Origin of the sequence: Arthrobacter sp. C2, assembly GCA_024207135.1 — a bacterium.
Lineage (GTDB): Bacteria > Actinomycetota > Actinomycetes > Actinomycetales > Micrococcaceae > Paeniglutamicibacter.
Genome location: CP042428.1, coordinates 4,097,120 through 4,120,335, shown reverse-complemented (window position 1 = coordinate 4,120,335; position 23,216 = coordinate 4,097,120). Strand labels below are relative to the sequence as shown.

At 70.3% G+C, this 23,216-nt stretch carries 16 protein-coding genes; 6 read left to right on the top strand and 10 right to left on the bottom strand.

Annotated elements, in window-relative coordinates; all coding sequences use genetic code 11:
- Together FPY90_RS18865 and FPY90_RS18860 are read left to right on the top strand one after the other, a co-directional pair.
- The gene (locus tag FPY90_RS18865) at positions 1-1,425 is read left to right on the top strand and encodes a DUF58 domain-containing protein (RefSeq protein WP_498682738.1); all 1,425 of its coding nucleotides are present in this window, start codon (positions 1-3) and stop codon (positions 1,423-1,425) included.
- Positions 1,422-3,857 (top strand): transglutaminase TgpA family protein, encoded by a 2,436-nt coding sequence (locus FPY90_RS18860; RefSeq protein WP_498682737.1) that lies wholly within the window; start codon positions 1,422-1,424, stop codon positions 3,855-3,857. The genes FPY90_RS18865 and FPY90_RS18860 overlap by 4 nt, the downstream gene beginning before the upstream one ends.
- Here FPY90_RS18860 and FPY90_RS18855 read toward each other — a convergent pair.
- Both FPY90_RS18855 and rfbB read right to left on the bottom strand, forming a co-directional pair.
- On the bottom strand, positions 3,839-5,254 hold the full coding sequence (locus FPY90_RS18855) for a sugar nucleotide-binding protein (RefSeq protein ID WP_498682736.1): 1,416 nt from the start codon (positions 5,252-5,254) through the stop codon (positions 3,839-3,841). The two genes, FPY90_RS18860 and FPY90_RS18855, sit on opposite strands and share 19 nt — an antisense overlap.
- Positions 5,251-6,297: a dTDP-glucose 4,6-dehydratase gene (rfbB, locus tag FPY90_RS18850; protein ID WP_071215466.1), complete on the bottom strand. Its 1,047-nt coding sequence runs from the start codon at positions 6,295-6,297 to the stop codon at positions 5,251-5,253. The genes FPY90_RS18855 and rfbB overlap by 4 nt, the downstream gene beginning before the upstream one ends.
- Before the next feature lie 56 nt (positions 6,298-6,353).
- On the opposite strand from rfbB, the gene rfbA reads away from it, so the two are divergent.
- Entirely contained in the window at positions 6,354-7,238 is an 885-nt protein-coding gene (rfbA, locus tag FPY90_RS18845) for a glucose-1-phosphate thymidylyltransferase RfbA (RefSeq protein ID WP_071215465.1), read from the top strand.
- Positions 7,239-7,369: 131 nt separating this feature from the next.
- Here the strand turns inward: rfbA and FPY90_RS18840 are convergent, their stop codons facing one another.
- Together FPY90_RS18840 and rsmI are read right to left on the bottom strand one after the other, a co-directional pair.
- Positions 7,370-8,854 (bottom strand): NAD-dependent succinate-semialdehyde dehydrogenase, encoded by a 1,485-nt coding sequence (locus FPY90_RS18840; RefSeq protein WP_071215464.1) that lies wholly within the window; start codon positions 8,852-8,854, stop codon positions 7,370-7,372.
- A gap of 171 nt (positions 8,855-9,025) precedes the next feature.
- Complete coding sequence (gene rsmI, locus FPY90_RS18835) at positions 9,026-9,874, bottom strand: 16S rRNA (cytidine(1402)-2'-O)-methyltransferase (protein WP_071215463.1); 849 nt, start codon at positions 9,872-9,874, stop codon at positions 9,026-9,028.
- 80 nt (positions 9,875-9,954) lie between these two features.
- Between rsmI and FPY90_RS18830 the strand changes: the two genes are divergently transcribed.
- Together FPY90_RS18830 and FPY90_RS18825 are read left to right on the top strand one after the other, a co-directional pair.
- Entirely contained in the window at positions 9,955-11,547 is a 1,593-nt protein-coding gene (locus tag FPY90_RS18830; RefSeq protein WP_071215462.1) for a dolichyl-phosphate-mannose--protein mannosyltransferase, read from the top strand.
- 74 nt (positions 11,548-11,621) lie between these two features.
- On the top strand, positions 11,622-13,469 hold the full coding sequence (locus FPY90_RS18825; protein ID WP_071215461.1) for an AMP-dependent synthetase/ligase: 1,848 nt from the start codon (positions 11,622-11,624) through the stop codon (positions 13,467-13,469).
- Positions 13,470-13,554: 85 nt separating this feature from the next.
- On the opposite strand, the gene FPY90_RS18820 is transcribed toward FPY90_RS18825, so the two are convergent.
- From FPY90_RS18820 to FPY90_RS18805, 4 genes are all read right to left on the bottom strand, one after another.
- The gene (locus tag FPY90_RS18820) at positions 13,555-14,949 is read right to left on the bottom strand and encodes a TIGR01906 family membrane protein (RefSeq protein ID WP_071215460.1); all 1,395 of its coding nucleotides are present in this window, start codon (positions 14,947-14,949) and stop codon (positions 13,555-13,557) included.
- Between the two features lie 268 nt (positions 14,950-15,217).
- Positions 15,218-16,684, bottom strand: coding sequence for an adenosylhomocysteinase (gene ahcY, locus FPY90_RS18815; protein WP_498682733.1), 1,467 nt, complete (start codon positions 16,682-16,684; stop codon positions 15,218-15,220).
- Positions 16,685-16,696: 12 nt separating this feature from the next.
- Positions 16,697-16,894, bottom strand: a complete 198-nt coding sequence (locus tag FPY90_RS18810) for a Trm112 family protein (protein WP_071215458.1) — start codon at positions 16,892-16,894, stop codon at positions 16,697-16,699.
- A gap of 10 nt (positions 16,895-16,904) precedes the next feature.
- A complete protein-coding gene (locus FPY90_RS18805) occupies positions 16,905-17,303 on the bottom strand; it encodes a DUF3499 domain-containing protein (RefSeq protein ID WP_498682730.1) in 399 nt (132 codons plus the stop codon).
- Positions 17,304-17,402: 99 nt separating this feature from the next.
- Here FPY90_RS18805 and FPY90_RS18800 point away from each other — a divergent pair, with 99 nt between their 5' ends.
- Positions 17,403-17,918 (top strand): metallopeptidase family protein, encoded by a 516-nt coding sequence (locus FPY90_RS18800; protein WP_498682729.1) that lies wholly within the window; start codon positions 17,403-17,405, stop codon positions 17,916-17,918.
- Between the two features lie 7 nt (positions 17,919-17,925).
- Here the strand turns inward: FPY90_RS18800 and FPY90_RS18795 are convergent, their stop codons facing one another.
- Both FPY90_RS18795 and FPY90_RS18790 read right to left on the bottom strand, forming a co-directional pair.
- Positions 17,926-19,809, bottom strand: a complete 1,884-nt coding sequence (locus FPY90_RS18795; protein ID WP_498682727.1) for a DUF5719 family protein — start codon at positions 19,807-19,809, stop codon at positions 17,926-17,928.
- Entirely contained in the window at positions 19,806-23,177 is a 3,372-nt protein-coding gene (locus tag FPY90_RS18790; RefSeq protein ID WP_498682725.1) for a glycosyltransferase family 2 protein, read from the bottom strand. Before FPY90_RS18790 ends, FPY90_RS18795 begins: the two co-directional genes overlap by 4 nt.
- Positions 23,178-23,216: the final 39 nt, after the last annotated feature.

Here is a 23,216-nt window from a genome sequence, read left to right as displayed (position 1 = left end):
ATGAGCATCCCGTCGGCGGAACCCAACGAGTTCCGCGAATCCCCATCCGGCAACCGGTGGATCACCGCAGAAAAACCCGCAACGCTGCGCGAAAAGGTCCACCTCGGATTCCTCACCGCGCGCGGCTGGGGGCTCTTTGCCGCCGGGGCGATATCCCTGCTGCTGGCCTTCCTGATGGGCCGGCGCGAGCTGCTGGCCATCGCCCTGTTCCTGCTGCTCACTCCGCTGCTGGCGGCCTTCCTGCTGCGCTTTGGCAATTCCGAGCTGGCCGTCACCCGGACCTTCAACCCGCAGCAGGCCACCACCGACTCGGGGGTCCGGGTGCGGCTGCACATCACCCACCAGGGTCGCGGGGCCGGACCTCTCACGCTGCGCGACACCCTGCCGGAGGATTTCGGGGCGGGCCCGGAATTCCGCTACCCCTCGCGCACCGCCGTCCCCGGCCCCGGGGGCTCGGGCAGCTGGTACGAATACCGGCTGCGCCTGGCCACCCGCGGCATCTATTCCATCGGGCCGGTCCGCGCCCAGGTCGGCGACGTCTTCGGGCTGGCTTCCCGGCCCGCGGCCCTGGATGCGCCCAGCGCGCTGCTGGCGCTGCCGGTGTGCGAGATGCTCGAACCCACCGGCATTCCCGGCGAGCACGGCTCCCACGGGCAGGCAGCCTCGAACCGCCGGCTGACCCCGGACTCCTTCGAGGTGATGACCCGCGAATACCGCCCCGGAGACACCGTGCGCCGCATCCACTGGCCGGCCACCGCCCGGAAGGGCACACTGATGGTGCGCCAGGAGGACTACCGGGCCACCCCGCGCGCGGTGCTGATGCTGGACCGCTCCCGCGCCGCGTTCCTCGCCCAGGGCGTGGGTGCCGAACCGGTGCTGAAGATCCCGCAATTCACCTCCACCCCCAAGGACTCGAGCCGCCGCTTCGAATGGGGGCTGCACGCGGCCCTGGGCATCGGCGCCTACCTGGCCCAAACCGGGTTCGGCATCGACCTGATCGACCACCGCGGCACCTCCATCAACGCGGTCTCGGCCTCGGGCACCGAGGACTCCGCAGAGCTCTTTGCCGGGCCCCACGCCACCGCGCGGATGCAGCAGGCATTGTCCGCGCTGGGACTCGAGGACGCCGCCGGGGAACGCCGCGAACCGGCCCGGGCCACGCTGGCCGCGGCCCTGAAGGAACGCATGCGCGAACGCGGGGACCGGCTGGTGCTGATCCTGGGTGAGCTCACCGAGGCACAGGCCGACAGCTGGCTCGAGGTGGTTGGCGCCCGCAGCAAGGTCACGGTGCTGTGCGTGGCCAACCGCGAGGGACACCTCGCCCCGGTCATCTCCCGCTTCCGGCAGGCCGGCTGGGCTGCCGTTGCGGTCAACCCGAAATCCACGCTCGCCGAAGCCTGGGCCGAATTGGGGCGCACCTCATGAGCACACCGACACTGGACAAGCCACGGGTCCCGAACCCCGACCCGCCGGCGCCACGCCGCCGGGCACCGGCCCGGAGCCTGCCGGCCACCGCCTTCTGCGCATTCGCCGTGCTGGTGGGCGTGCTGGGGGCCGCCGCCTCGCTGCACGGGGTCGTCAGCGACTGGGGCTGGATGCTGCAGGTCACCACGGTGGTCGGCGCCGTGGTGCTGGCCGCCAACCTGGTCCGGGCCCTGGGTGCCCGCCGCTACCTGGGCACCGCGGCCGGGGCCGTGGTGGCGGTACTGGTGCTGACCTTCCTGTTTTTCGCCAACACCGCCTGGCTGGGCCTGGTGCCCACGGCCTCGACCTACCGCGCGCTGCTGCGGGTGTGGGCACTGGCCAACGAGCAGATGGGCTCCCAGGTGCCCCCGGTGCAAAGCACCGGGGTGATCGTCTTTTCCGTGTGCGTGTGGGCCGCCGCGGTGGCCCTGGCGGTGGACGCCCTGGCCTTCGAGATCCGGGCCGCGGCCCTGGCCGGGCTGCCGCTGGCGATGCTGCTGTCGATCTCCTCGCTCTTCGAGGCACACGGGGCGGGCATCGGCACGGTGTCGGTCACCGCAGTGGGCTACCTGCTGGTCCTGGCTGCGTCCCGCTGGCAGGACGGTGCCGGGTCGGGGCGCCGGGCCATGGAGCTCGGCGGTCCGGGCTCCGGGCCGCGGGGAACCCCGCGGCCCGGGGCGCGTTCGGCACTGCTGCAGGGCACCGCGATCATCGCCGGGGCGCTGGCCACGTTGCTGGTGCTGCCCTCGGCCATCCCCGGCTTCTCCAAGGGGATGCTCACCGAGGGCACCCGGCCCTCCTGGGGCCAGCTGGCCACCAACATCGACCCGATGGTCGCCCTGGGCAACGACCTGCGCAACAGGTCCTCGGGAACGGTGCTGCACTACTTCACCGATTCGCTCGCCCCCGTCTACCTGCGCACCTCGGTCATCGGGGACCTCACGGCCGAGAGGTGGGAACCGGATCCGGAGATCTACCGGGTCCCGGCCACCGAGAACCTGGTGACCCGTGCCTTCCCGACGGTCTTCGAGTCCGCGCAGCCGGCCTTCACCCGCGTGGCCACCGACAAGTACCGGGGAGCGTGGATGCCCCTGCCGGCCAACGCCATCACCCTGAACGGGCTGGATGGTTCCTGGGGCTGGAGCCCCGACACCGGGACGCTGCGCGCCGCGAAGGGATCCACCCCGGAGGCCGAGGACTACACCGTGATGAGCGTGAACCCCGAGATCACCGCCAAGTCGCTGCGGGAGCTGTCGACCTCGATGCCCGGCGGTTTCTTCGCCGAGGTCGACCCGGAGTACCTGGCGCTGCCCCAGGACACCCCCGATTCGCTGGCCAAGGCCACCAGGGACGCGGTGGCCCAGGCGGGGGGCGACAAGTACGAGCAGGCCGTGGCCGTGCAGGACTACCTGCGCTCCACGGTGTTCACCTACTCGGAAAAGACCCCGGTGGAGGACGGCTACGACGGCAGCGGGATGAAGGTCATCGACGCGTTCCTGCAGGAAAAGGCCGGGTACTGCATCCACTTCGGCTCCACCATGGCGCTGATGGCCCGCGAGCTGGGCATCCCCAGCCGCCTGGTCACCGGCTACTCCCCCGGCACCCCCACCGGGGTGAAGATCACCGGGCAGAACGGCGTCGAACTGAACGAATACATCGTGAACTCGCGCAACGCCCACCTCTGGCCGGAACTCTACTTCCCCGGCGCCGGCTGGGTCGCCTTCGAGCCGACCCCGGGGCGCGGGGTCCCGCCGGCCTACGCGCCGGCCCTTCCGGCGTCCACCGCCAGCTCCGCCGAGGACCCGCGTCTGCTCAACCCTTCCAGTTCCTCCTCCGGGCCGTCATCGGCCGAGTCCTCTTCGAGCGCTCCGGCGGCGGCCCCGGGCTCCGGCCCCGATGCCGGGACCCCCTTCTCCGGCCTGCTGCCGCTGGCGCTGATCGTGCTGCTGGCCGGGGCCGGTCCGTGGGCGGCCCGCCGCATCCAGCGCACCGGCAGGCTGTCCCGGATGCGCCGGACCGGTGAAATCGACCAGCACTACGGCAGGGAAACCGGCGCCGCCGCGGCCTGGGCCGAAGTGGTGGCCCTGGGCCTGGACCATTCGATGCCCATGCGCCACGACGAATCGGCCGGGGACTATGCCCGGCGGCTGGCCCGCATCCTGCCGCAGGCCGCAGCGCCCCTGTCCGTCCTGGCCCGGGCCTACGAACGGATGCGCTACGCGCCGGGGCGCGGGCAGCCGGACGCCGCGGTGTTGGCCGAGGCGCTGTCCGGGGTGGGACACGCCCTGGCCGCCGGCATGGGTCCCGGCGAGCGCCTGGGCCGGGCGCTGTGGCCACGTTCGCTCTTTGCCCCGCGCCCGCTGGAGCCCTTCGGTTACGCCTCGGGCACGTAGGTGTCCAGGTAGTCGGCCAGGGCCTCGAACTGGTCCCGGGGCGTGAATCCGGTGGCCTTGAGCTTGGCCAGCTCCAGGGTGCTGTGCATCGGGCGCGGGGCCATGGAGGGGTGCCCGGCCCGGTAGGCATCGGTGCTCGTGGCGGTGATGCGCCCCGGGTCGTGGCCCAGGGCCGCAAAGACCTCGGCGGCGATGCGCGCCCAGGAGACCGCTTCTCCCTCGTTGGTCAGGTTGTAGGTCCCGTGGGGAGCCTGCGAATCCAGCAGGTGCACGATGCCGGCGGCCAGGTCCTTGGCGAAGCAGAGGCGTCCGTATTGGTCGTCGATGACGCTCGGGTCCACCCCTGCGCGGGCCAGGCGCGCCATGGTGGACACGAAGTTCTTCCCCTCGCCGACCACCCAGCTGGTGCGGACCAGGTAGTGCCCGGGCACCTGGGCCACCACGGCGTCCCCGGCCGCCTTGGTCTGCCCGTAGACCCCGAGCGGGCAGGGGGCGTCGTCCTCGGTGTAGCCGGGCTTGCCCCCGTCAAAGACGTAGTCGCTGGAAAGGTGCACCAGCGTGGTCCCGTGCCGGGTGCAGGCGGCGGCCAGCTGCCCCACGGCGGTGACGTTGGCCGCCCAGGCGGCCCGGCGCCCGGCCGGGGTTTCGGCCTCGTCGACCTGGGTGTAGGCGGCGGCATTGATCACCGCCCGGTACCCGGAGAGGTCAAGGGCGGCCAGCTGGCGGGCATCGGTGATGTCCACTTGCCCGCGGGTGGCGAATTCGTAGCTGCCGTCGACGGGTGCCAGGGCGGCCAGGGCGCGGCCCAGCTGCCCGTTGGCGCCGAGCACCAGGGTCTTGCGCGGGGCCACCGGGGTGAGCGCATCGAGCATCGGGTGGGTCCGGTCGGCGTCCGAGACGGTGGCCTTGGCCAGCGGGATCGGCCAGGGGATGCCGGCGGCCGGGTCCGCCAGGTTCAGGAAGGTGTACCCGGAACGGGCCTTGTCGGACCAGTGTTCGGTGACCAGGTAGCTGTATCCGGTGTCCGGTTCCAGGGTCTGGAAGCCGTTGCCGACCCCGCGCGGCACGAACACCGCCTGCCCGGGGCCCAGCGTGGCGCTGAAGCTCGCCCCGAAGCCCGCCCCGGCGCGCAGGTCCACCCAGGCGCCGAAGACGGACCCGCCGACGACCGCCACGTACTTGTCCCAGGGCTCGGCATGGATGCCGCGGGTGGTCCCGGCCAGCCGGTTGAAGGAGACGTTGTTTTGCACGGGGCGGAAATCGGGCAGCCCGGCCGCCACCATTTTTGCGCGTTGCCAGCTTTCCTTGAACCAGCCGCGGGCATCCTCGTGGACCGGCAGGTGGACCAGCAGCAGGCCGGCGATCCCGGTTTCTTGCACGATCGGCGCGTTGTTCACTCCCCCGCCCCGCTCTCCGGTGCCGCGATGCCTTGCGCCGCGTGCGCGGCCTCCTGGAGCAGGTAGCGCTGCTCGGTCCCGGCCTTGGTGCCCTCCCACCACCACGCGTTCTCGCGGTACCAGGAAATGGTGTGGGCCAGCCCGGAGGACAGGTCCCGGTGTGCCGGGCGCCAGCCGAGTTCGGTGCGCAGCACCGAGGCATCGATCCCGTAGCGCAGGTCGTGGCCGGGCCTGTCGGCGACGGTGTCGTACGCGTCGGGGTCCTGGCCCATCAGCTCCAGGATGGACCGGAGGACCTCGCGGTTGGACTTCTCGCCGTCTGAGCCGACCAGGTAGGTCTTGCCCACCGTTCCACGGTTCAGGATTTCCCACACCGCCGAGGAGTGGTCCTCCACGTGGATCCAGTCCCGGACGTTGGCCCCGGTGCCGTAGAGCTTGGGCCGGACCCCGGCCAGGATGTTGGTGATCTGCCGCGGGATGAATTTCTCCACGTGCTGGTAGGGGCCGTAGTTGTTGGAGCAGTTGCTGATGGTCGCCCGCACGCCGAAGGAACGCACCCAGGCCCGCACCAGCAGGTCCGAGGCGGCCTTGGTGGCCGAGTATGGGCTGGAGGGGTTGTAGGGGGTGGTGTCGGTGAACCGGTTCGGGTCATCGAGTTCCAGGTCCCCGTAGACCTCGTCGGTGGAGATGTGGTGGAAACGCTTTTCGTGGCGGCGCACCGCCTCGAGCAGGGTGTAGGTGCCCAGCACGTTGGTGTCCACAAACGGCCTGGGGTCGAAGAGCGAGTTGTCGTTGTGCGACTCGGCGGCAAAATGCACCACGGCGTCGGAAACGGCGACGAGTTCGTCGACCAGCGGCGCATCGGTGATGTCGCCGATGGCCACGGTGAGCCGCGGCCCGGGGACTCCCTGCAGCGAGGCCAGGTTTCCGGCATAGGTCAGCGAGTCAAGGACGGTCAGATGCGCATCGGAGTGCTCGATCAAATAGTGCACGAAGTTGGCCCCAATGAATCCCGCACCCCCGGTAACCAGGATTCTTTTCATGATTGCAAGGCTAGCTCCCCTCCCCATCCATGACTAGGTGTGCCTAGGATGGGGCCATGAAGGGGATCATACTTGCCGGGGGAACTGGATCGCGCTTGCATCCGATCACGCACGGGATTTCAAAACAGCTGGTGCCTGTCTATGACAAGCCCATGATCTACTACCCGTTGAGCACGCTGATGCTCGCGGGAATCACCGAGGTGCTGGTGATCACGACCCCAGCCGATGCACACCAGTTCCGCGGGCTGCTGGGAGATGGATCGCAGTTCGGGATCACCATCGACTACGCCATCCAGCCCTCGCCCGACGGGCTGGCCCAGGCCTTCGTCATCGGTGCCGAACACATCGGGGACGGCCCGGTGGCCCTGGTGCTGGGCGACAACATCTTCTACGGCCCGGGCTTCGGTTCGCAGCTTGCCGATTTCCATGCCGATTCCGGGGCATCGATCTTCGGCTACTGGGTCAAGGACCCGGGCGCCTACGGCGTGGTGGAATTCGACGCCGCGGGCACCGCGGTGTCGCTGGAAGAAAAACCGGCCAAGCCGCGCAGCAACTACGCGGTGCCCGGGCTGTATTTCTATGACAACTCGGTGATCGACCGGGCGCGGGACCTGGAGCCCTCGGCGCGTGGGGAACTGGAAATCACCGACATCAACCGCCAATACCTGGAGGAAGGCTCGTTGCGCGTGCACGTGCTGGCCCGCGGCACCGCGTGGCTGGACACCGGGACCTTTGATTCGCTCAACGACGCCTCGAACTTCATCCGCACCATCGAGGCCCGGCAGGGGCTGAAGGTCGGTGTTCCCGAGGAGGTCGCCTGGCGCCGCGGGTTGATCGACGATGAGGCGTTGGAGGCCTGTGCGGCGAAACTGGGCAAGAGCGGCTACGGCGCCTACCTGCGCACGCTGCTGGCCCACGACTTCGAGGACCCCTACCACTAGGGATCGCCGGCCGGAGGCGACCGGCGGCAGCAAAGCAGACGGCGGCGCCCCCTGGTCCCCCTGTGCCCGACCGGTGGGTGGTTGGGCGAAGAAGGGCAGGAAGCGCCGCCGTCGGCGTGCCGGTGGGCCGCTTAGCGGGCCGCGTACGGGTCGGCGATGCCGATGTACTGGGTGGTGGTGTACTCGGCCAGGCCCTCGGCGCCGCCCTCGCGGCCCAGGCCCGACTGCTTCACGCCGCCGAAGGGTGCCGCGGCGTTGGAGATGACCCCGGCGTTGAAGCCGACCAGGCCGAACTCGATCTGCTCCGCCACGCGCAGGAGGCGGTTGATGTCGCGCGAGTAGAGGTAGGAAGCCAGCCCGTACTCCGACGCGTTGGCCAGTTCGATGGCGTGCGCCTCGTCGCGGAAGGTGGTCACCGGGGCGACGGGCCCGAAGATCTCCTGGCGCAGGATCTCGGCGTCGTTGGCAACGTTCGACAACACGGTGGGTGCGTAGAAGTAGCCCGGGCCCTCGACCGGGGCGCCGCCGGTCTCAGCCACGGCGCCGGCCTCGACCGCCTTGGCAACCAGGGCGTGGATGTCGTCGCGGGCGCCGGCATCGATGATCGGGCCGACGTTGGTGGTGGCCTCGGTGCCGCGGCCGGTCTTCAGCGCGCCCATGGCGGCGGAGAACTTGGAGATGAACTCCTTGGCCACCGACTCGTGCACCAGGAAGCGGTTGGCTGCGGTGCAGGCCTCGCCCATGTTGCGCATCTTCGCCGCCATGGCGCCCTCGACGGCGGCGTCCAGGTCGGCATCCTCGAAGACCAGGAACGGCGCGTTGCCGCCCAGTTCCATGGAGGTGCGCAGCACCTTGTCGGCGGCGTCCTTCATCAGCATCTTGCCCACGGCGGTGGAACCGGTGAAGGAGACCTTGCGCAGGCGGTCGTCCTGCATCAGCGGGCCGGAGATCTTCGAGGCGCTCTTGGAGGAGACCACGTTGAGCACGCCGGCCGGAAGGCCCGCTTCCATCATGGTGGCGGCGAAGAGCTGGGAGGTCAGCGGGGTGAGCTTGGCGGGCTTGAGCACCATGGTGCAGCCGGCGGCGATCGCCGGGGCGACCTTGCGGGTGGCCATGGCCAGCGGGAAGTTCCACGGGGTGATCAGCAGGCACGGGCCGACCGGCTTGGTCTGCACGATCATCTTGTTCTTGCCCTCGGGGGTGGTGAGGTAGCGGCCGTAGTCGCGCACCGTCTCCTCGGAGAACCAGCGCAGGAACTCGGCGCCGTAGGTGACCTCGCCGCGGGCCTCGGCCAGCGGCTTGCCCATTTCCAGGCTCATGAGCAGCGCGAAGTCCTCGGCGCGGGCGGTGACCAGGTCGAAGGCGCGGCGCAGGATCTCGGCGCGCTCACGCGGTGCGGTCAGCGCCCAGGTCTTCTGCACGGCGTCGGCGGCGTCCAGGGCCGCCATGGCGTCCTCGGAGGTGGCCGAGGCCAGGGTGGCAAGCTTTTCTCCGGTGGCCGGGTCAACGACGTCGAAGGTTCCGCCGTCGGAGGCCTCGCGCCATTCGCCATTGATCAGCAAACCGGTCGGGACGGAGGCGAGTAGTTCGGCTTCGCGCTCGGGGGTAATGGTCATTGGGGCGTTCTCCCTTGAACGGTGGGGTGTTGCGAAACGTGCAGGTTCTTGTTGGTCTCCACGCTAGTGCCGCGGCAAGTCACTGTAAATTTCCAACTGCACTATGACGCAGCCCCCGTTTTGTGCAGGTACCCCAAGGGGCGCACCGACGGCGATTCCGGGGCGCAGGGCTCAGGCGCGGGCCTCGAGCACCGCCGCATAGAGTTCGCGCTTGGACACCCGTTCGGTCTCGGCCACCGCCGCCACCGCTTCCTTGAGCCGCAGGCCCTCGGTGACCAGCTGCTGCACCTGGGCCACGTGGTCCACCGCACGGGCCGGTTCCCCGGCAGGCGCACCGGCGACGACCACGGCGATTTCCCCGCGGACCTCGCCCTCGGCCCAGAGCAGCAGCTCGTCGAGGCTCCCGCGGATCACTTCCTCGTACATCTTGGTCAGTTCCCGGGCGATGGCGCCCTTGCGCTCGGGTCCGAAGGCGTCGCGCAGCGCGCGGATCATCGCGTCTAGCCGGTGCGGGGCCTCGAAGAAGACCATGGTGCGTTGCTCGGCGGCCAGGTCTTCGAGGCGTTTGGAGCGTTCCCCGGCCTTGCGGGGCAAGAAGCCCTCGAAGGTGAAACGGTCGGTGGGCAGCCCGGACAGGGCCAGTGCGGTGAGCACGGCCGAGGGCCCGGGCACCGCGGTGACCGTGACGCCGGCGGCCACTGCGGCCTCGACCAACTTGAACCCGGGGTCCGAGACCGCGGGCATGCCCGCGTCGGAGACCACCAGGACCGTGGCGCCGCCGGCGACCAGTTCCAGCAGCTCGGTGAGCCGGTGGGTTTCGTTGTGTTCGTGGTAGCTGATCAGCCGGCCGGGCACCCGGACGCCAAGCCCGGTGGCCAGGTGCAGGAAGCGCCGGGTGTCCTCGGCCGCCACGATGTCCGCGCTCTTCATGAGCTCGATCAGGCGTGGGGACGCGTCGGAAAGGTTGCCGATGGGGGTCGCGGCAAGGACGATCTGGCCCGGGGTTTCTTGAGTTTCCACGCCCCAAGCCTACTGCCCGCGCGTGCCTCCAAGTCCCGCAGGGGGCCGCCGGTAGAGTGTTGACGGTGACTACCGCTTCCATGCACAGAACGCGCCGCTGGGTCCAGACCCCGGCCGACGCCTTCGGGATCCAGGCCCTGGGGGACCGCTTGTCCGGCCCCTTGCACCGGGCCGGGGCCTGGGGCTGGATCGTTCCGCTGGCCATGGCGATGCTCGGGGCGGTGCTGCGTTTCACCAACCTCGCCCATCCCCACCTGCTGATCTTTGACGAGACCTACTACGTCAAGGACGCCTACACCATGATGCACGCGGGCTACGAGCTGGAGTGGGGCGAAAACCCCAACGAGGCATTCATCTCCGGACAACCGGAGCCCAAGGAATCGGCCTCCTTCGTGGTCCATCCCCCGCTGGGCAAGTGGCTGATTGCCGCCGGAATGTGGCTTTTCGGGACCGACAACGGGCTGGGCTGGCGTTTTTCCGGAGCGCTCTTTGGCACGCTGTCGGTGCTGCTGTGCGCACTGGTGGCCCAGAAGCTGTTCTCCTCGGTGCTCCTGGGCGGGATTGCCGGCCTGCTGGCCGCGGTGGATGGCCACCAAATCGTCATGTCCCGCACCGGGCTGTTGGACATCTTCTTGATGTTCTTCATCCTGGCAGGCTTCCACGCGTTGCTCCTTGACCGTTTCCACGGGCGGGCGAAGCTGGCCCGGGCGCTGTCCACCGCGGATGGTTCACGGCCCTCCGACAGGTTGCTGGCCTACGGGCCATGGCTGTGGTGGCGCCCCTGGCGGCTGGTCGCCGGGGTGATGCTGGGGGCCGCGGCCGGGGTGAAGTGGTCCGCGCTGTCCTTCATTGCCGTCTTCGGGCTGATGACGGTGCTCTGGGACCTGTCGGCACGGCGCCGCGCCGGGATCCGGCACTGGGTCCTCGCCGGGCTGACCCGCGACGGGATCCCCGCATTCCTGCTGATCATTCCCACGGCCGCGGCGGTGTACCTGGCAACCTGGATCGGTTGGCTGCGCTCCGCCGACGGCCGCTACCGCCAATGGGCGGTGGAAAACCCCTCGGAAACCTGGGGTTGGGTGCCGGATGTGTTCCGCTCCCTGGCCGAGTACCACCGGGCCGCCTATGCGTTCCACCAGGGACTGGGTTCGCCGCACGGCTGGGAATCATCGCCGTGGAGCTGGCTCTTTGCCGGTCGCCCGGTGCTGTTCTTTTACGAGTCGCGCAGCAACGGCGAATTCGGGTGCACCAGCACCAATTGCGTCCAGGCGATCACCGATCTGCCCAATCCGGTCATGTGGTGGTCCGCGACCCTGGCCATGCTGCTGGTGCTGTTCTACTGGATCGGGGCGCGCGATTGGCGTGCCGGGGCGATCCTTGCCGCCGTTGCCGCCGGGTTCCTGCCGTGGTTCGCCTACCCGGATCGCACCATGTTCTTCTTCTACACCCTGCCCTTCGCCCCGTTCATGGTCCTGGCCCTGACCTACGTGCTGGGCAGGTTCCTGCCCACCGACAAGCAGGTCCCCTGGCACCGGCGGCGCGTGCTGTGGGGCGTGGGGATCTTCCTGGCGCTGGTGGTGGCCGTGTCCGCGTTCTTCCTGCCGGTGTGGACCGGGGACATGATCACGTACGAGAATTGGCGCATCCACATCTGGATGCCCAGCTGGGGATAGGCCATGGATTACTCGTCAGTAACATAGACTATGGTCCACACCACATGACGACCACCACGGGAACACACCACACCATGCGCGAAGCAAGCACCGGACTGATCACTGGACTGCCTCAGGATTCGAACACCACGGACCTGCTGCTGGCGCGCCTGGCCCGCGGGGATTCGGCACCGCTGTTCAGCGTCAAGCGCGGCGCCTCGTGGACCGACGTGTCAACCGCCGATTTCACGGCCTCGGTCCGGTCCCTGGCCAAGACGCTGCTCGCCCACGGCCTCGCCCCGGGCGACACCGTGGCGATCATGTCCTCCACCCGCTACGAATGGGCACTGGCCGAACAGGCCATCTGGTTCGCCGGCGCGGTGTCGGTGCCCATCTACGAAACCAGCTCCCCGTTCCAGGTCGAGTGGATCCTCAAGGATTCCGGGGCCCGGCTCGCCTTTGCCGAGGACCCCCGGCGCGCGCAGGTGATCGACCAGGCCGCCGCCGCCCTCGGCGAAAAGGTCACGGTGCTCGCCTTCGAGGACGGCACGGATGCCGATCCGCAGGGCATACCGTCGGCGGGGCTGAAGGAGCTGGTGGATGCCGGCTCCCGCAGCGCCGTGACCGACGAGCAGCTCGAGGCCGCACGGACCTCGGCCGGCCTGCAGGACCTGGCGACCCTGGTCTACACCTCCGGAACCACCGGGCGGCCCAAGGGCTGCATGATGACCCACGCGAATTTCTCCCTGATCGCCGTGAACCTGGCCCCGCACATGGCCCCGGTGCTGGGCACCGGTGAGCGCACCTTGATGTTCCTGCCGCTGGCCCACGTGCTGGCCCGCGCCGTGCAGCAGGTCTGCGTGCACGCCGGCTCCACCATCGCCCACACCTCCACCGCCTCCACCCTCGTGGAAGACCTGGCCGCGGTGAAGCCCGGTTTCCTGCTGGCCGTGCCCCGGATCTTCGAGAAGATCCGCACCACCGCGTCCAACACCGCGCAGGCCGCCGGCAAGGGCGCGCTCTTCGCCCAGGCCGAGTCGGTGGCCATCGAATACTCCCGTGTTGCCGACGACCGCGCCCGCGGGATTCGCACCCGCCGCTCCCCCGTGCTGCTGGCCAGGCACGCCCTGTTCAACAAGGTGCTCTACCCCAGGCTGCGGGCGGTGTTCGGCGGCCGGGTCCGCTACGCGATCTGCGGCGCCAGCGCGCTGAACCCCGAGCTGGCGCACTTCTTCCGCGGCGCAGGCATCGGCCTGCTGGAGGGCTACGGGCTCACCGAGACCACCGCACCGGCCACGGTGAACATGGCCCGGGACGTGCGGGTGGGCTCCGTGGGCATCCCCGTGCCGGGCACCGCGATCCGCATCGCCGACGACGACGAGATCCGCATCAAGGGCATCGGGGTCTTTGCCGGATACCACCGCAATGCCCGGGCCACGGCCGAGGCCTTCGACGAGGACGGGTTCTTCAAGACCGGGGACACCGGGACCCTGGACGATTCCGGGTTCCTGAGCATCACCGGCCGCACGAAGGACATCCTGGTCACCGCCGGGGGCAAGAACGTGGCGCCGGGCCCGCTGGAGGAAATCATCCGGGCCTGCCGCCTGGTCAACCAGGTCGTCGTGGTCGGTGAGAACCGCCCGTTCGTCGCGGCCCTGGTGACACTGGATCCGGACGAACTCGGCCCGTGGTGCCGCGCCAATGCGCCCGGCGGGCTTTCGCTGGGGCAGGCAGCGGTGCACCCGCGGGTGCTGGCCGAGATCCAGGCGGCCGTGGATGCGGCCAACGAGACGGTGTCCAAGGCCGAGGGCATCCGCAAGTTCACGATCCTGGATGCCGAGTTCACCGAGGAATCCGGGCACCTGACCCCGTCCCTGAAACTCAAGCGGGCCAGCGTCATCGCCGACTACTCCGCGGCGATCGACGCACTCTACGAGCGCTGAGAACCACCCGGGAAAACACAGATCCCCCCGGTGCTGCCGTGGGGCACCCCGGGGGGGATCGCGTCGTGGTCCGCCGCGGCGGCAGCTACAGTCCGAAGACGCGCTTTTCCTGGCGCAGGCGCGCGGCCTCGCGGCGCTTGGCCGTGGGCCAGGTGCGGATCAGCGTGATGAGCGCGGTGAGCACGACCAGCCCGGCGATGCCGATCGCGGCGTCCACCCAGAACTGCGGCGGATACAGGCGGATCAACGTGTCCGAGTAGTTGAACGTCCAGTTGCCCTGGGCGAAGAAGATCTCGTGGAACGTGGTGAAGAAGCTGTCCCAGCCCAGGATCGCCACGGTGGTCAGCCCGGCCAGCAGCACCAGGGTCACCACGGATCCGGCAAAGAGCCCGCGGCGGATGCCACCGGCATAGCGCTTGCCCAGGTAGGCCAGCGCAATGACCGCAATGACGCCCAGGATGATCCCGCCCAGGTAGGTGAAGGACATGACGTTCTTGACGTCGGCCATGTGCTGGACCTCGGTGCCCAGGAAGAGCGGGTTGCCGTTGGGGAACCTCAATTCGCCCAGGTAACGGTTGTCGGCGACGTTGTTCAGGAAGTCCACGCCGTAGGACCCGTAGGTCATCCGGTCCGCGGTGGTGAAGCCGAAGCCGTCGGCCGGGAAGCCGGGGCGCTGGTAGGCGATCCAGAGGAAGATCGGGCTGGCGATCAGCCGGATGGCGAGGATCAGCAGGATGAAGGGGTAGGCAATCGCCAGCAGCACCTGCAGGGTGCGGGCCAGCGGAGGCTTGGAATCCAGGGCGGCCTCGCGGGCGGCGCGGCGTTCGCGAGCGGCCGGGGTCGGCTCGGGCACCGGGGTGTAGGCGCCAAAGACCCGGCTGCGGGCCTCGGCGATCGCGGATGCCGTTTGCGCAGGCGTGCCGGCACCCGGTGCCGCGGCACCCGGGCGCGGCAGCGTCTGGGTCTTGTCGTCGCCCACCGGGGCGGCCGCGGTTGCCGGTGCCGTGGACACGGCGACCTTGGTGGTCTCGGGCAGTGGTTCCACCGGGATCTGGGCAATGATGTCCTCGACCTCCTCGGGTTCCTCCGGCTTCGGCTTGGCCACCGGCTTCGCGGCGGGCTTCAGCGGTGCGCCGGCCTGGGCGACCGGGGCCTTGGCCGCAGGAGCCGCGGCGGCCGGAGCCTGTGCCGGCTTGGCCGGTGCGGCGGAGGGAGCGGCAGGGGAAGACGTTGCGGGCTTCGACGCGGCGGCCGGCTTGGCAGCTGCCTGCGGGGCGGCGGCCGGCTTGGCGGCCTTCTGCGCTGCGGCGGCGCGCGTTGCCACCAGCGAGGCCTCGATCTTCGCGGCGGCGGCCGCGGCCGCGGCGCTCAACGAGCCGGAAGCCGGCTTCGCCTCGGCCTTGGCACCGGGACCGGGCACTGCCGGTGCGGTCGCCGGCGTACCCGGCTTGCCGGTCTGCGGTTCGTCCTGCTCAGCCATGCTTCTCCCTCAAAACTCTGACATGCGGTGCGCGTGCGGTGCACGGCAGCACCGGACACTTGCCGACCACTGCCAAACACACAGTCCCAAGACTATCGAGCCAACGGTTCCCCCGGGGCCCACTGGCGGCTTTGGACCCCGCGTGTCGGCAAGGTGACCTGCCTGTAACCTGCCTGGCCAACGTCGGTTGACGCCCGGGATCGCGGTCTGCACGGCGGCACCGGAACCCCTCCGGCGGCCACGGTTGGCGGCCGCCCGAAGCCATCGCTCAGTAGCGGTACGTTTCCGCTTTGTACGGCCCGGAGACCCCGAGGCCCAGGTACGCGGCCTGGGCCTCGGACAGCTCGGTCAGCTCCACGCCCAGGGCCGCCAGGTGCAGGCGGGCCACCTTCTCGTCGAGGATCCTGGGCAGCACGTGGACGGCCGTGGCGTATTCCCCGGTGCCGGCCTTGGTGAACAGCTCGATCTGCGCGATCACCTGGTTGGCGAAGGACGTGGACATCACGAACGAGGGGTGGCCGGTGGCATTGCCCAGGTTCAGCAGGCGGCCCTCGGAGAGCACGATGACCGAGCGCTCCGCCGCGGTCCCGGCCGCGAAGGTCCATTCGTGCACCTGGGCCTTGATCTCGACCTTCTGCACGCCCGGGACCCGGGCCAGGCCGGCCATGTCGATCTCGTTGTCGAAGTGACCCACGTTGCCCACGATGGCCTTGTCCTTCATCCCCTGCAGGTGCGCGGCGGTGATGATGTCGTTGCCGCCGGTGGTGGTCACGAAGATGTCCCCCTGCCCCAGCACGGATTCCAGGCGCGCGACCTGGTAGCCGTCCATGGCCGCCTGCAGCGCGCAGATCGGGTCGATCTCGGTGACGATGACCCTGGCGCCCTGCCCGCGCATGGCCTCGGCGGCGCCCTTGCCCACGTCCCCGTAGCCGCAGATGACCACGACTTTCCCGCCGATGAGCACGTCGGTGGCGCGCATGATCCCGTCGGGCAGCGAGTGGCGGATGCCGTACTTGTTGTCGAACTTGGACTTGGTCACCGAGTCGTTGACGTTGATCGCCGGAAAGAGCAGCGTGCCGGCGGCGGCCATCTGGTTCAGCCGCATCACCCCGGTGGTGGTTTCCTCGCTGACGCCCTTGATCTTCGCGGCGATGCGGGTGAACTTTTCCGGGTCCCTGGCCAGGGAGTCGCGCAGGGTGTCAAGCACGATGGCATGCTCGTGGCTTGTGGCGGCCTCGGGTCCGGGCACCGCGCCGGCGGCCTCGTACTGCGCCCCCAGGTGCACCAGCATGGTGGCGTCCCCGCCGTCGTCCAGGATCAGGTTCGGGCCAAGTTCCGGGTCCTGCCCGGCTCCGGGCCAGGAAAGGATCTGTTCGGCGGTCCACCAGTAGTCCTCCAGGGATTCGCCCTTCCAGGCGAAGACCGGGACCCCTGCGGGGTTTTCGGGGGTGCCGGCGCCCACGACCACCGCGGCGGCTGCCTCGTCCTGGGTGGAGAAGATGTTGCAGGAGGCCCAGCGGACCTGTGCACCCAGGGCGACGAGGGTTTCGATGAGCACGGCCGTCTGCACCGTCATGTGCAGGGAGCCGGCGATGCGGGCTCCGGCCAGCGGCTGCGCCGCCGAGTACTCGGCGCGCACGGACATCAGGCCGGGCATCTCGTGTTCTGCCAGGCGGATCTGGTGGCGTCCGGCCTCGTGCAGGGAGAGGTCGGCGACCTTGTGCTCGGGTCCCATCTCGCCACCCGCCTAGCCGTGGGCCTTGGCGGGGATCACCGTGGCCTCGGGGGCCAGCATGACCGGGATGCCCTCGACGATGTCGTAGCTGTAGGTTTCGCCGTCGGCACCGGTGCCGGTGGAAACCAGGATGTCCCCGTGCTGCACCAGGGTGGAGCCGGTGACGGGGCAACGGAGCTGGGCGGTGAGTTGCGCTGAGAGGTTCGACATGGAACCCAGTTTAGGGCTCCAGGTTCCCTTCGCGCAGCACCCGCAGGTGGCGACGGGTCAGGGATTGGGAATCGCCGGGCTCGATGGCCGGCGGGGCGCTGCGCGGGGACGGGGTCTCGAGGGGCGGGGCCGCGACGGTGTGCGCCTCGTTTTCCCGCACCGCGTTGGCCAGGGCGTAGAGGTCGTCATTGCGCAGCCTGCCCTGCTCGGGCAGTGCCAGGCGCAGGACCTGCCAGCCCAGCGGCGCGGTCAGGCGCTCGGCATGGACGGCGCACAGGTCGTAGCAATGCGGTTCCGCGTAGGTCGCCAAGGGACCGAGCACCGCCGTCGAGTCGGCGTACACATACGTCAAGGTGGCGATGGCCGGCTGGCGGCACGCCGAACGTGAACAAAGTCTATTGGATCCCACGGTTACACAGACTACCGCAGCGCGGTGCCCGCCACGGCCGCGCACCGCCGTGCGGGCCAACTGATCCGCAGCGGGCATTGCGTGGCTTAAGCTAAAGACATGTCCGGAAAACTGTCGATCGATTTGGACGGGCGCGATCCTGCCTCGTTGAACAGCGGCTCGACCCGCCGGTTCGCCGACCGCAAGCGCAACCGGCACGGACGCGGACGCCGCGGGCCGCTGCTCCTGGCGCCGATGCCCGGTGCACGCACCCGGGCCGAGCGCTTCGAGGACCTGCTGATCGAATCCGCCGAGCGCCTGGCCGATCGCTGGGGCGAGCGGGTGACCTCGATCGATTTCCGCATCATGATGGTCCCCAATGCCAAGGTGCTCGAGCGTGCCAGGGCCGAAGGCACCCGGGTGCCCTGGGCGACCAACCGCTCCGCGCGTCCCGGGCGATCCGACCGCATCACGCTTTACCGCCGTCCCATCGAGGAGGCGTGCGTCCACGGACCGGAGCTGCTGCCCGAGCTGGTGCATTTCTCCATCGTGGAGCAGCTGGCCGACCTGTGGGCCATGGACCCGCAGGCGATCGATCCCGAGTACGGGATCTGGGGCCCCGGCCCGGGCGCCTGACCGATCCCTAGTCCCGCAGCACGACCTGGACGCCCTCGCGGCCCAGCGGTGCGGCGCTGACCGGAAGCGCGGCAATCCCGTAGGCCCCGTCGGTGAGGACGGCCGCGGCATAGCTTGGCGCGCCGGTGGCCGAGAGCACCAGGGCCGCCGCGCCGGACCCGAAGTCCTTCTCCCCCAGCGCCACGGACTTGGAGCCGGACAATTCGATGGTGCGGCTGGCCGAGAGCTTCCCGTCGGCGCCCAGCGAACGCACCGACACCGTGGCGGTGTCTTCCGGTGCGCTCAGCACCACGGTGGCCTTGCCCGCCGCCGGCAGCACCATCAGGTGTTCGCTGCCCAGCCGGCTGGCCGCACCGGCCCAGGCCAGGTCGATCGGTTCGTTGGCCTTGGTGCCGCGGACCATCTTCACGCTCGCGCTCACCGCGGAGTCGCCCTCGACGACGATGGTGTAGTTCCCGGCCGGGAGCCCGCCCAGCGGCATGCGCGCGGTGGCGTTGGAGGCGATGACCACCTCGCCGCCCCCGGGGATGGCAACCTCGCCGTTGGGACCCAGGGCCCGCACCTGCACGGTGGCCCCCTCGGCCGAGGTGGCGGCCAGCACGAGTTCGGCGACCGCGTCGGCGTTGGCCGCGGGCTTGCCCAGCTCGCCGGCCAGCTTCGGGTCCAGGATCGCCACCCCGGGGATCACCTGGGTGTTGTTGGCGGTGGCCGCGGATCCCAGGTAGTCAAGGCCGCCGGGGACCAGTCCGCGCAGCGTGGACTGCTGGATGGTCGCGTTGACGCGTCCGCCGCTTGAGGTGACCTTGGCCGAGAGGGCCTTTTCGTTGGGCGCGTAGCCGGCCAGGACGATGGATTTGGATTCGCCCGGGGCCACGGCCAGCGCCGAGAGGTTGGGGGCCTGGATCATGCCGTCGGCGCCGCGCAGGTCCACGCGCACCTGGGCCACGGAAGCGGTGGGATTCACCAGGTTCAGCACCGCGGTGGACCCGGGCGTGGTGACCCCGCCGGTCAGCCAGGTCTCGGCCGCCGGTGCGGTGCAGGCCGCGGCTGCGAGCCCTGCCAGGTCGCCGTCGGTGGCGCGGTAGGAGCGCACGGCCGAGACCAGGGACTGGACCCCGCCCAGCGGCTGGGCGTGCACCGTGAGCGGCTCGGAGTACTTGCTCACCGGGCCCAGGGCGCCCTTGCGCTGGTTGGTGCCGTCCGCTCCGGCTCCGGTCAATTTTTCGGCCTCTTGCGCCGGCAAGCGAGGGGCGATGGTCTTTTCGACCGCCAGGTCGCCCTTGAGCATCTGGGCGCCGGGAATGCGCCCGGCAGAGTCGGAAAGCACCGCGGCGCGGATGGAGGTCTGGGCGTCCTTGGAGGCCGGGGCGAATTCCGGGTCGACACCGGTTCCGGCGCCGGTGAACAGCTTCATCGTTGCCGGGCAGGAGGCCAGTGCGTCGCCCGCGGGCAGCGAGGTCACCGGGACCTCGGAGCCCGGCGCGGCGGTGGCCGGCGGGAAGACGGAACCCGCGGCGATGGCGGCCGCGCCCAGGCACAGCACGCCCACCGAGCCCAGTACGCCAAGGGTCCGGCCGCGGGCCTTGGAGCGTTGCCCGCGTGCCCCGGCCTTGGCAGTGGATTCCCGGGAACCGGCCGGTGCAGCGGAAGCCCCGGTGTCCTTGGCCGCGCCGGCGGTGTCGGCCGCAGCGGGCTCCGCACCGGTTGCCGGGGCCTTGGGTGCCTGCGCGCCGGCGGCGGCCACGGGTGCCGGGGACGGCGCCGCGGCGGGATCCTTGCCCGGGGCTTCGTCGGCGGGCAGCTTGGCGCCGGGAGCGAGTCCCGCTGCCTCGCGGGCGGCCTGGGCTACGCGTTCGGCCTCGCGCCGAGCCCTGCGGGAATCGTTTTTCACTTCTTCTCCTTGGCCGCCGCGGCACGGTGTCCGCGATCGAGTTCGTCAATGCTTTCGGCGTTGCCGCGCGTGCGGTACTCGTCCAGGCGGCGCGCGGCAAAGCGGCGGCTGCGCGGGATCGGGATGACCAACAGCAGGGCCAGGACCAGCACCGCGAGCTGGGCGATGGCCACGGGCACCTGGTACGGGCTCTGGTAGCGCAGTTCCAGGGTGCCGCCGGCGGCACCCAGCTCAAAGCCCTGGGCCCACTGCGCAGTTTCGGCACCCGTGCCGGTGCCATCGGCATCCTCTCCGGAGGCGGCGCCAACGGTGGTGGGATTCAGGGCCACCCCGTCAAGGGTTGCCTTCCATCCGGGATCGGCGCGTTCGGCCATGACCAGCATCCGGCTTGCCTCCCCGGCCGGGAGCTTGGCCCCGGAGACGGCCCCGCGGTGCGAGGGCAGCAGGGCGAGGGTCTTGTCGTCGGCCATGATGCGCACCCGGGCGGTCGAATCGGTGGCGTTGTCCACGCCGGGGATCTTTTCCTTCGGTTCCACGCGCCACAGCCAGCCGGACTCGGTTTGCCCCACGGCCACCAGACCCGGCACGGCGTCCAGCCGTGCCACCAGTGCCGAGGCGGTCTGCCGCTGGTCCTGCAGCACCACGAACCCGGTGCCCAGGGCGGCCAGTTCCGTCCGCGGATCCAGTGCAGAATCGGACACCAGGGTCGCCACGGACTGTTCGACCAGGCGTCCGGCGTCATCGGATTCACGCAGAGCCGGGTCGATCAGGCCGCCGACCAGACGGTTTGCGGACGCCGTCTGGGACAGGGCGTCGGCGGTGGTGCCGGCCCCGTTCATCAACGCGGCGCTGACGGCGCCGTCGCCGTTTTGGGCCAGCACCAGGGTGCGGTCTTCGTAGGTTCCCAGCCCACGGTCGGCAGCGGTGGCCGGCAGCGTGCGCGGGGCGACCGGCTGCAGCAGGCTTGCGGCACCGAAATCGGTGACGGTGGCGGTGCCGCCCTCGGCCGTGGCCGGAACCGGGTTCTGCGCCAGGATCCAGTGGGCACCGGCCACCAAAACGGAAATGCCCAGCAGGGCCGAGGCCCACGCCAGGGAGCCGGCGGCGATGCGGGGCGCGCGATCCGCGGAGGAGGTCGGCACGCCGGTGCGCTCGCCGCGGAAGACGGAGATCCCCAGCCCCGCGGCGAAGAGCAGCCCCAGGGTGAAGAAGGAGACGAAGGGGCCGTTGAATGCGGTGACGAAGGTGTCCCCCGCCACGGCGGAGGGCACCAGGGAGGCGCCGTACCCGGCGGCGAGCATCAGCACGCCGCCCAACCACAGCGCGCGGGCCAGCGGCAGCGAGGCGTTCCGTCCTCCGGCGAAGAGGCCGATGACGGCATAGACAAGCAGCGGTGCCCCGACCAGCAGGACCAGGACCAGGGCCCAGGGTCCGGCGGGCAGGAAGTCGAATCCTGCCGGGATGCCGCGGAGGTCAAAGGCGTTCGGGAACCCGAGGGCCTGGACCCACAACGGGGCGGCGTCGTGGGGCAGCGCCAGTCCCGGGTCGGTGAGCAGCACGCGCGGGTTGCCCAGGGCGGCAACCACCAGCGGCAGGTGGAAGACCAGCATCGGCAGCGGCACCCACCACAGGGTCTTGGCCCGTGAGCGCAGCACGATGGCGGTCAGCACAATGAGCACCAGCAGGGCCAGGCCCGCGGCCGGGGAACCGGCGGCGAGGGGAACCAGCAGCAGCGCGGCCGCCGCGGCGGCGGTCCACGAAGGGACGCCGCCAACACCGGGATGCGAGGCGCCTGGTGCCTCGGGGCCGCGTCGGGAGCCGAAGTCGATCCCGGCGCCCACGGAGCGCAGCAGGGCCAGCAGCAGCAGCGGTGCGAGCACGTGGACGAGCACGGCGCCGGCGCGCCCGGAACCCAGGGAAACCTGCAGCACCGGGGCCAGGCCCCAGAGCAATCCGCCGACCATGCGGGCGGCACGCGAACGGGTGACCGCCCCCAGGCCCAGCCAGGCACTCATCGCCGCCAGCGGCATGGCTGCCAGGGTCAGCACCACGGCCGCGGCATTGGCGTTGCCGCCGCCGGCCAGGGCCAGCAGCCAATGGAAGTAGTCGATCGGGTCCCCGCCCGCGGGGCTGCCGGATCCGAGGTTGGCCCACCATCCGGTGGCGTTGGCAAAGATCTCGCTCGCCTTGGTGGACAGCGGCAGCAGTGCGCCTCCGGCCACGGCGCCGGCGCCCAGCAGGGCGCGCAGCCCGACGAGGGACACCGCGAGGGTGGCCAGCGCGGCGATGATTGCGCTGACGAATGCGGAGGTGCGGTTGGGTGCGGCCATGGCCGCGAAGTCGTTGCGGGCATCCCCGCTGGGGTCCTGCGAGGTCGTGGCCCCGGTGCCGTCGCCGTAGACGGTTGCCCCGTCCAGGGAGTCGATCATGTGCTTGCGGTGTTCGCGCACCAGTGCCTGGTCGGTGAGCAGCCGGGAAATCGAGTTGCGCGGGACCTTGCGGGTGGCCGCCGCAGCGGCCCGGGAGCGGGAAAGTTTAACGGGGGTGCCCACGGCACGGAAGGTGGCACCGAGCTGGCCAAAGGCGTATGCGGGGTCCTTGGCGAGCACCGAAAGCAGGAAGCGGTAGATCCCGCCGAGCACCGCGCCGACAACCAGGAAGGGGATGGCCCATCCCGGGGCGTGCTTGAGGCGCATGAAGACCTCGGCCCGGCGGGTTTCGGCCGGCCCGGCCAGGGCGCGGACGACCGCTGCCTTGTGGTGGATCTTGGCCGCGGGCACGATGACCACGCGGTTGCCCATGAGGCGGTTGCGCCAGCACAGGTCCATGTCGTCGCCCAGCCCCGGAAGCGCGGGGTCGAAGCCGCCCAGGGCCTCGAAGACGTCGCGGCGGATCAGCATTCCGGCGCTGGTCACCGCGAAGGAGTCGGTGCGCGCGTCGTACTGGCCCTGGTCGACCTCGTCGATCTCGATGAGGGTCAGCCGTTCGGCATACTTGTTCACGCTCAGGCCCACATCCAGCAGGCGGCGCGGGGAATCCAGGTCGAGTTGCTTGCAGCCGGCTATCGTCACCGATTCGGTGGCCTCGACGACGTTCACCAGCTTTTCCAGGGCGTTCAGTTCCGGCACCGAGTCGTCGTGGATCAGCCAGAGCCATTCGGTGCGCCCGGCCCGCGGGGCCCCTAGGGACTGGACCGCGGCCATCACCGAGTGCCCGAAGCTGTGTTCCGGCACGTTCAGGATCGTGGCGTCGGAGGACAGGTGCTGGCGCAGCAGGTCCGCCGAACCATCGGTGGAGGACGCGTCGACCCCGACGAAGCGGTCGATCAGGCGCGTCTGGGCGCGCAGCGCGGCCAGGGTCCGTGGCAAAAAATCTGCGCCATTGTGGGCAGCCACAATGGCGGTGAC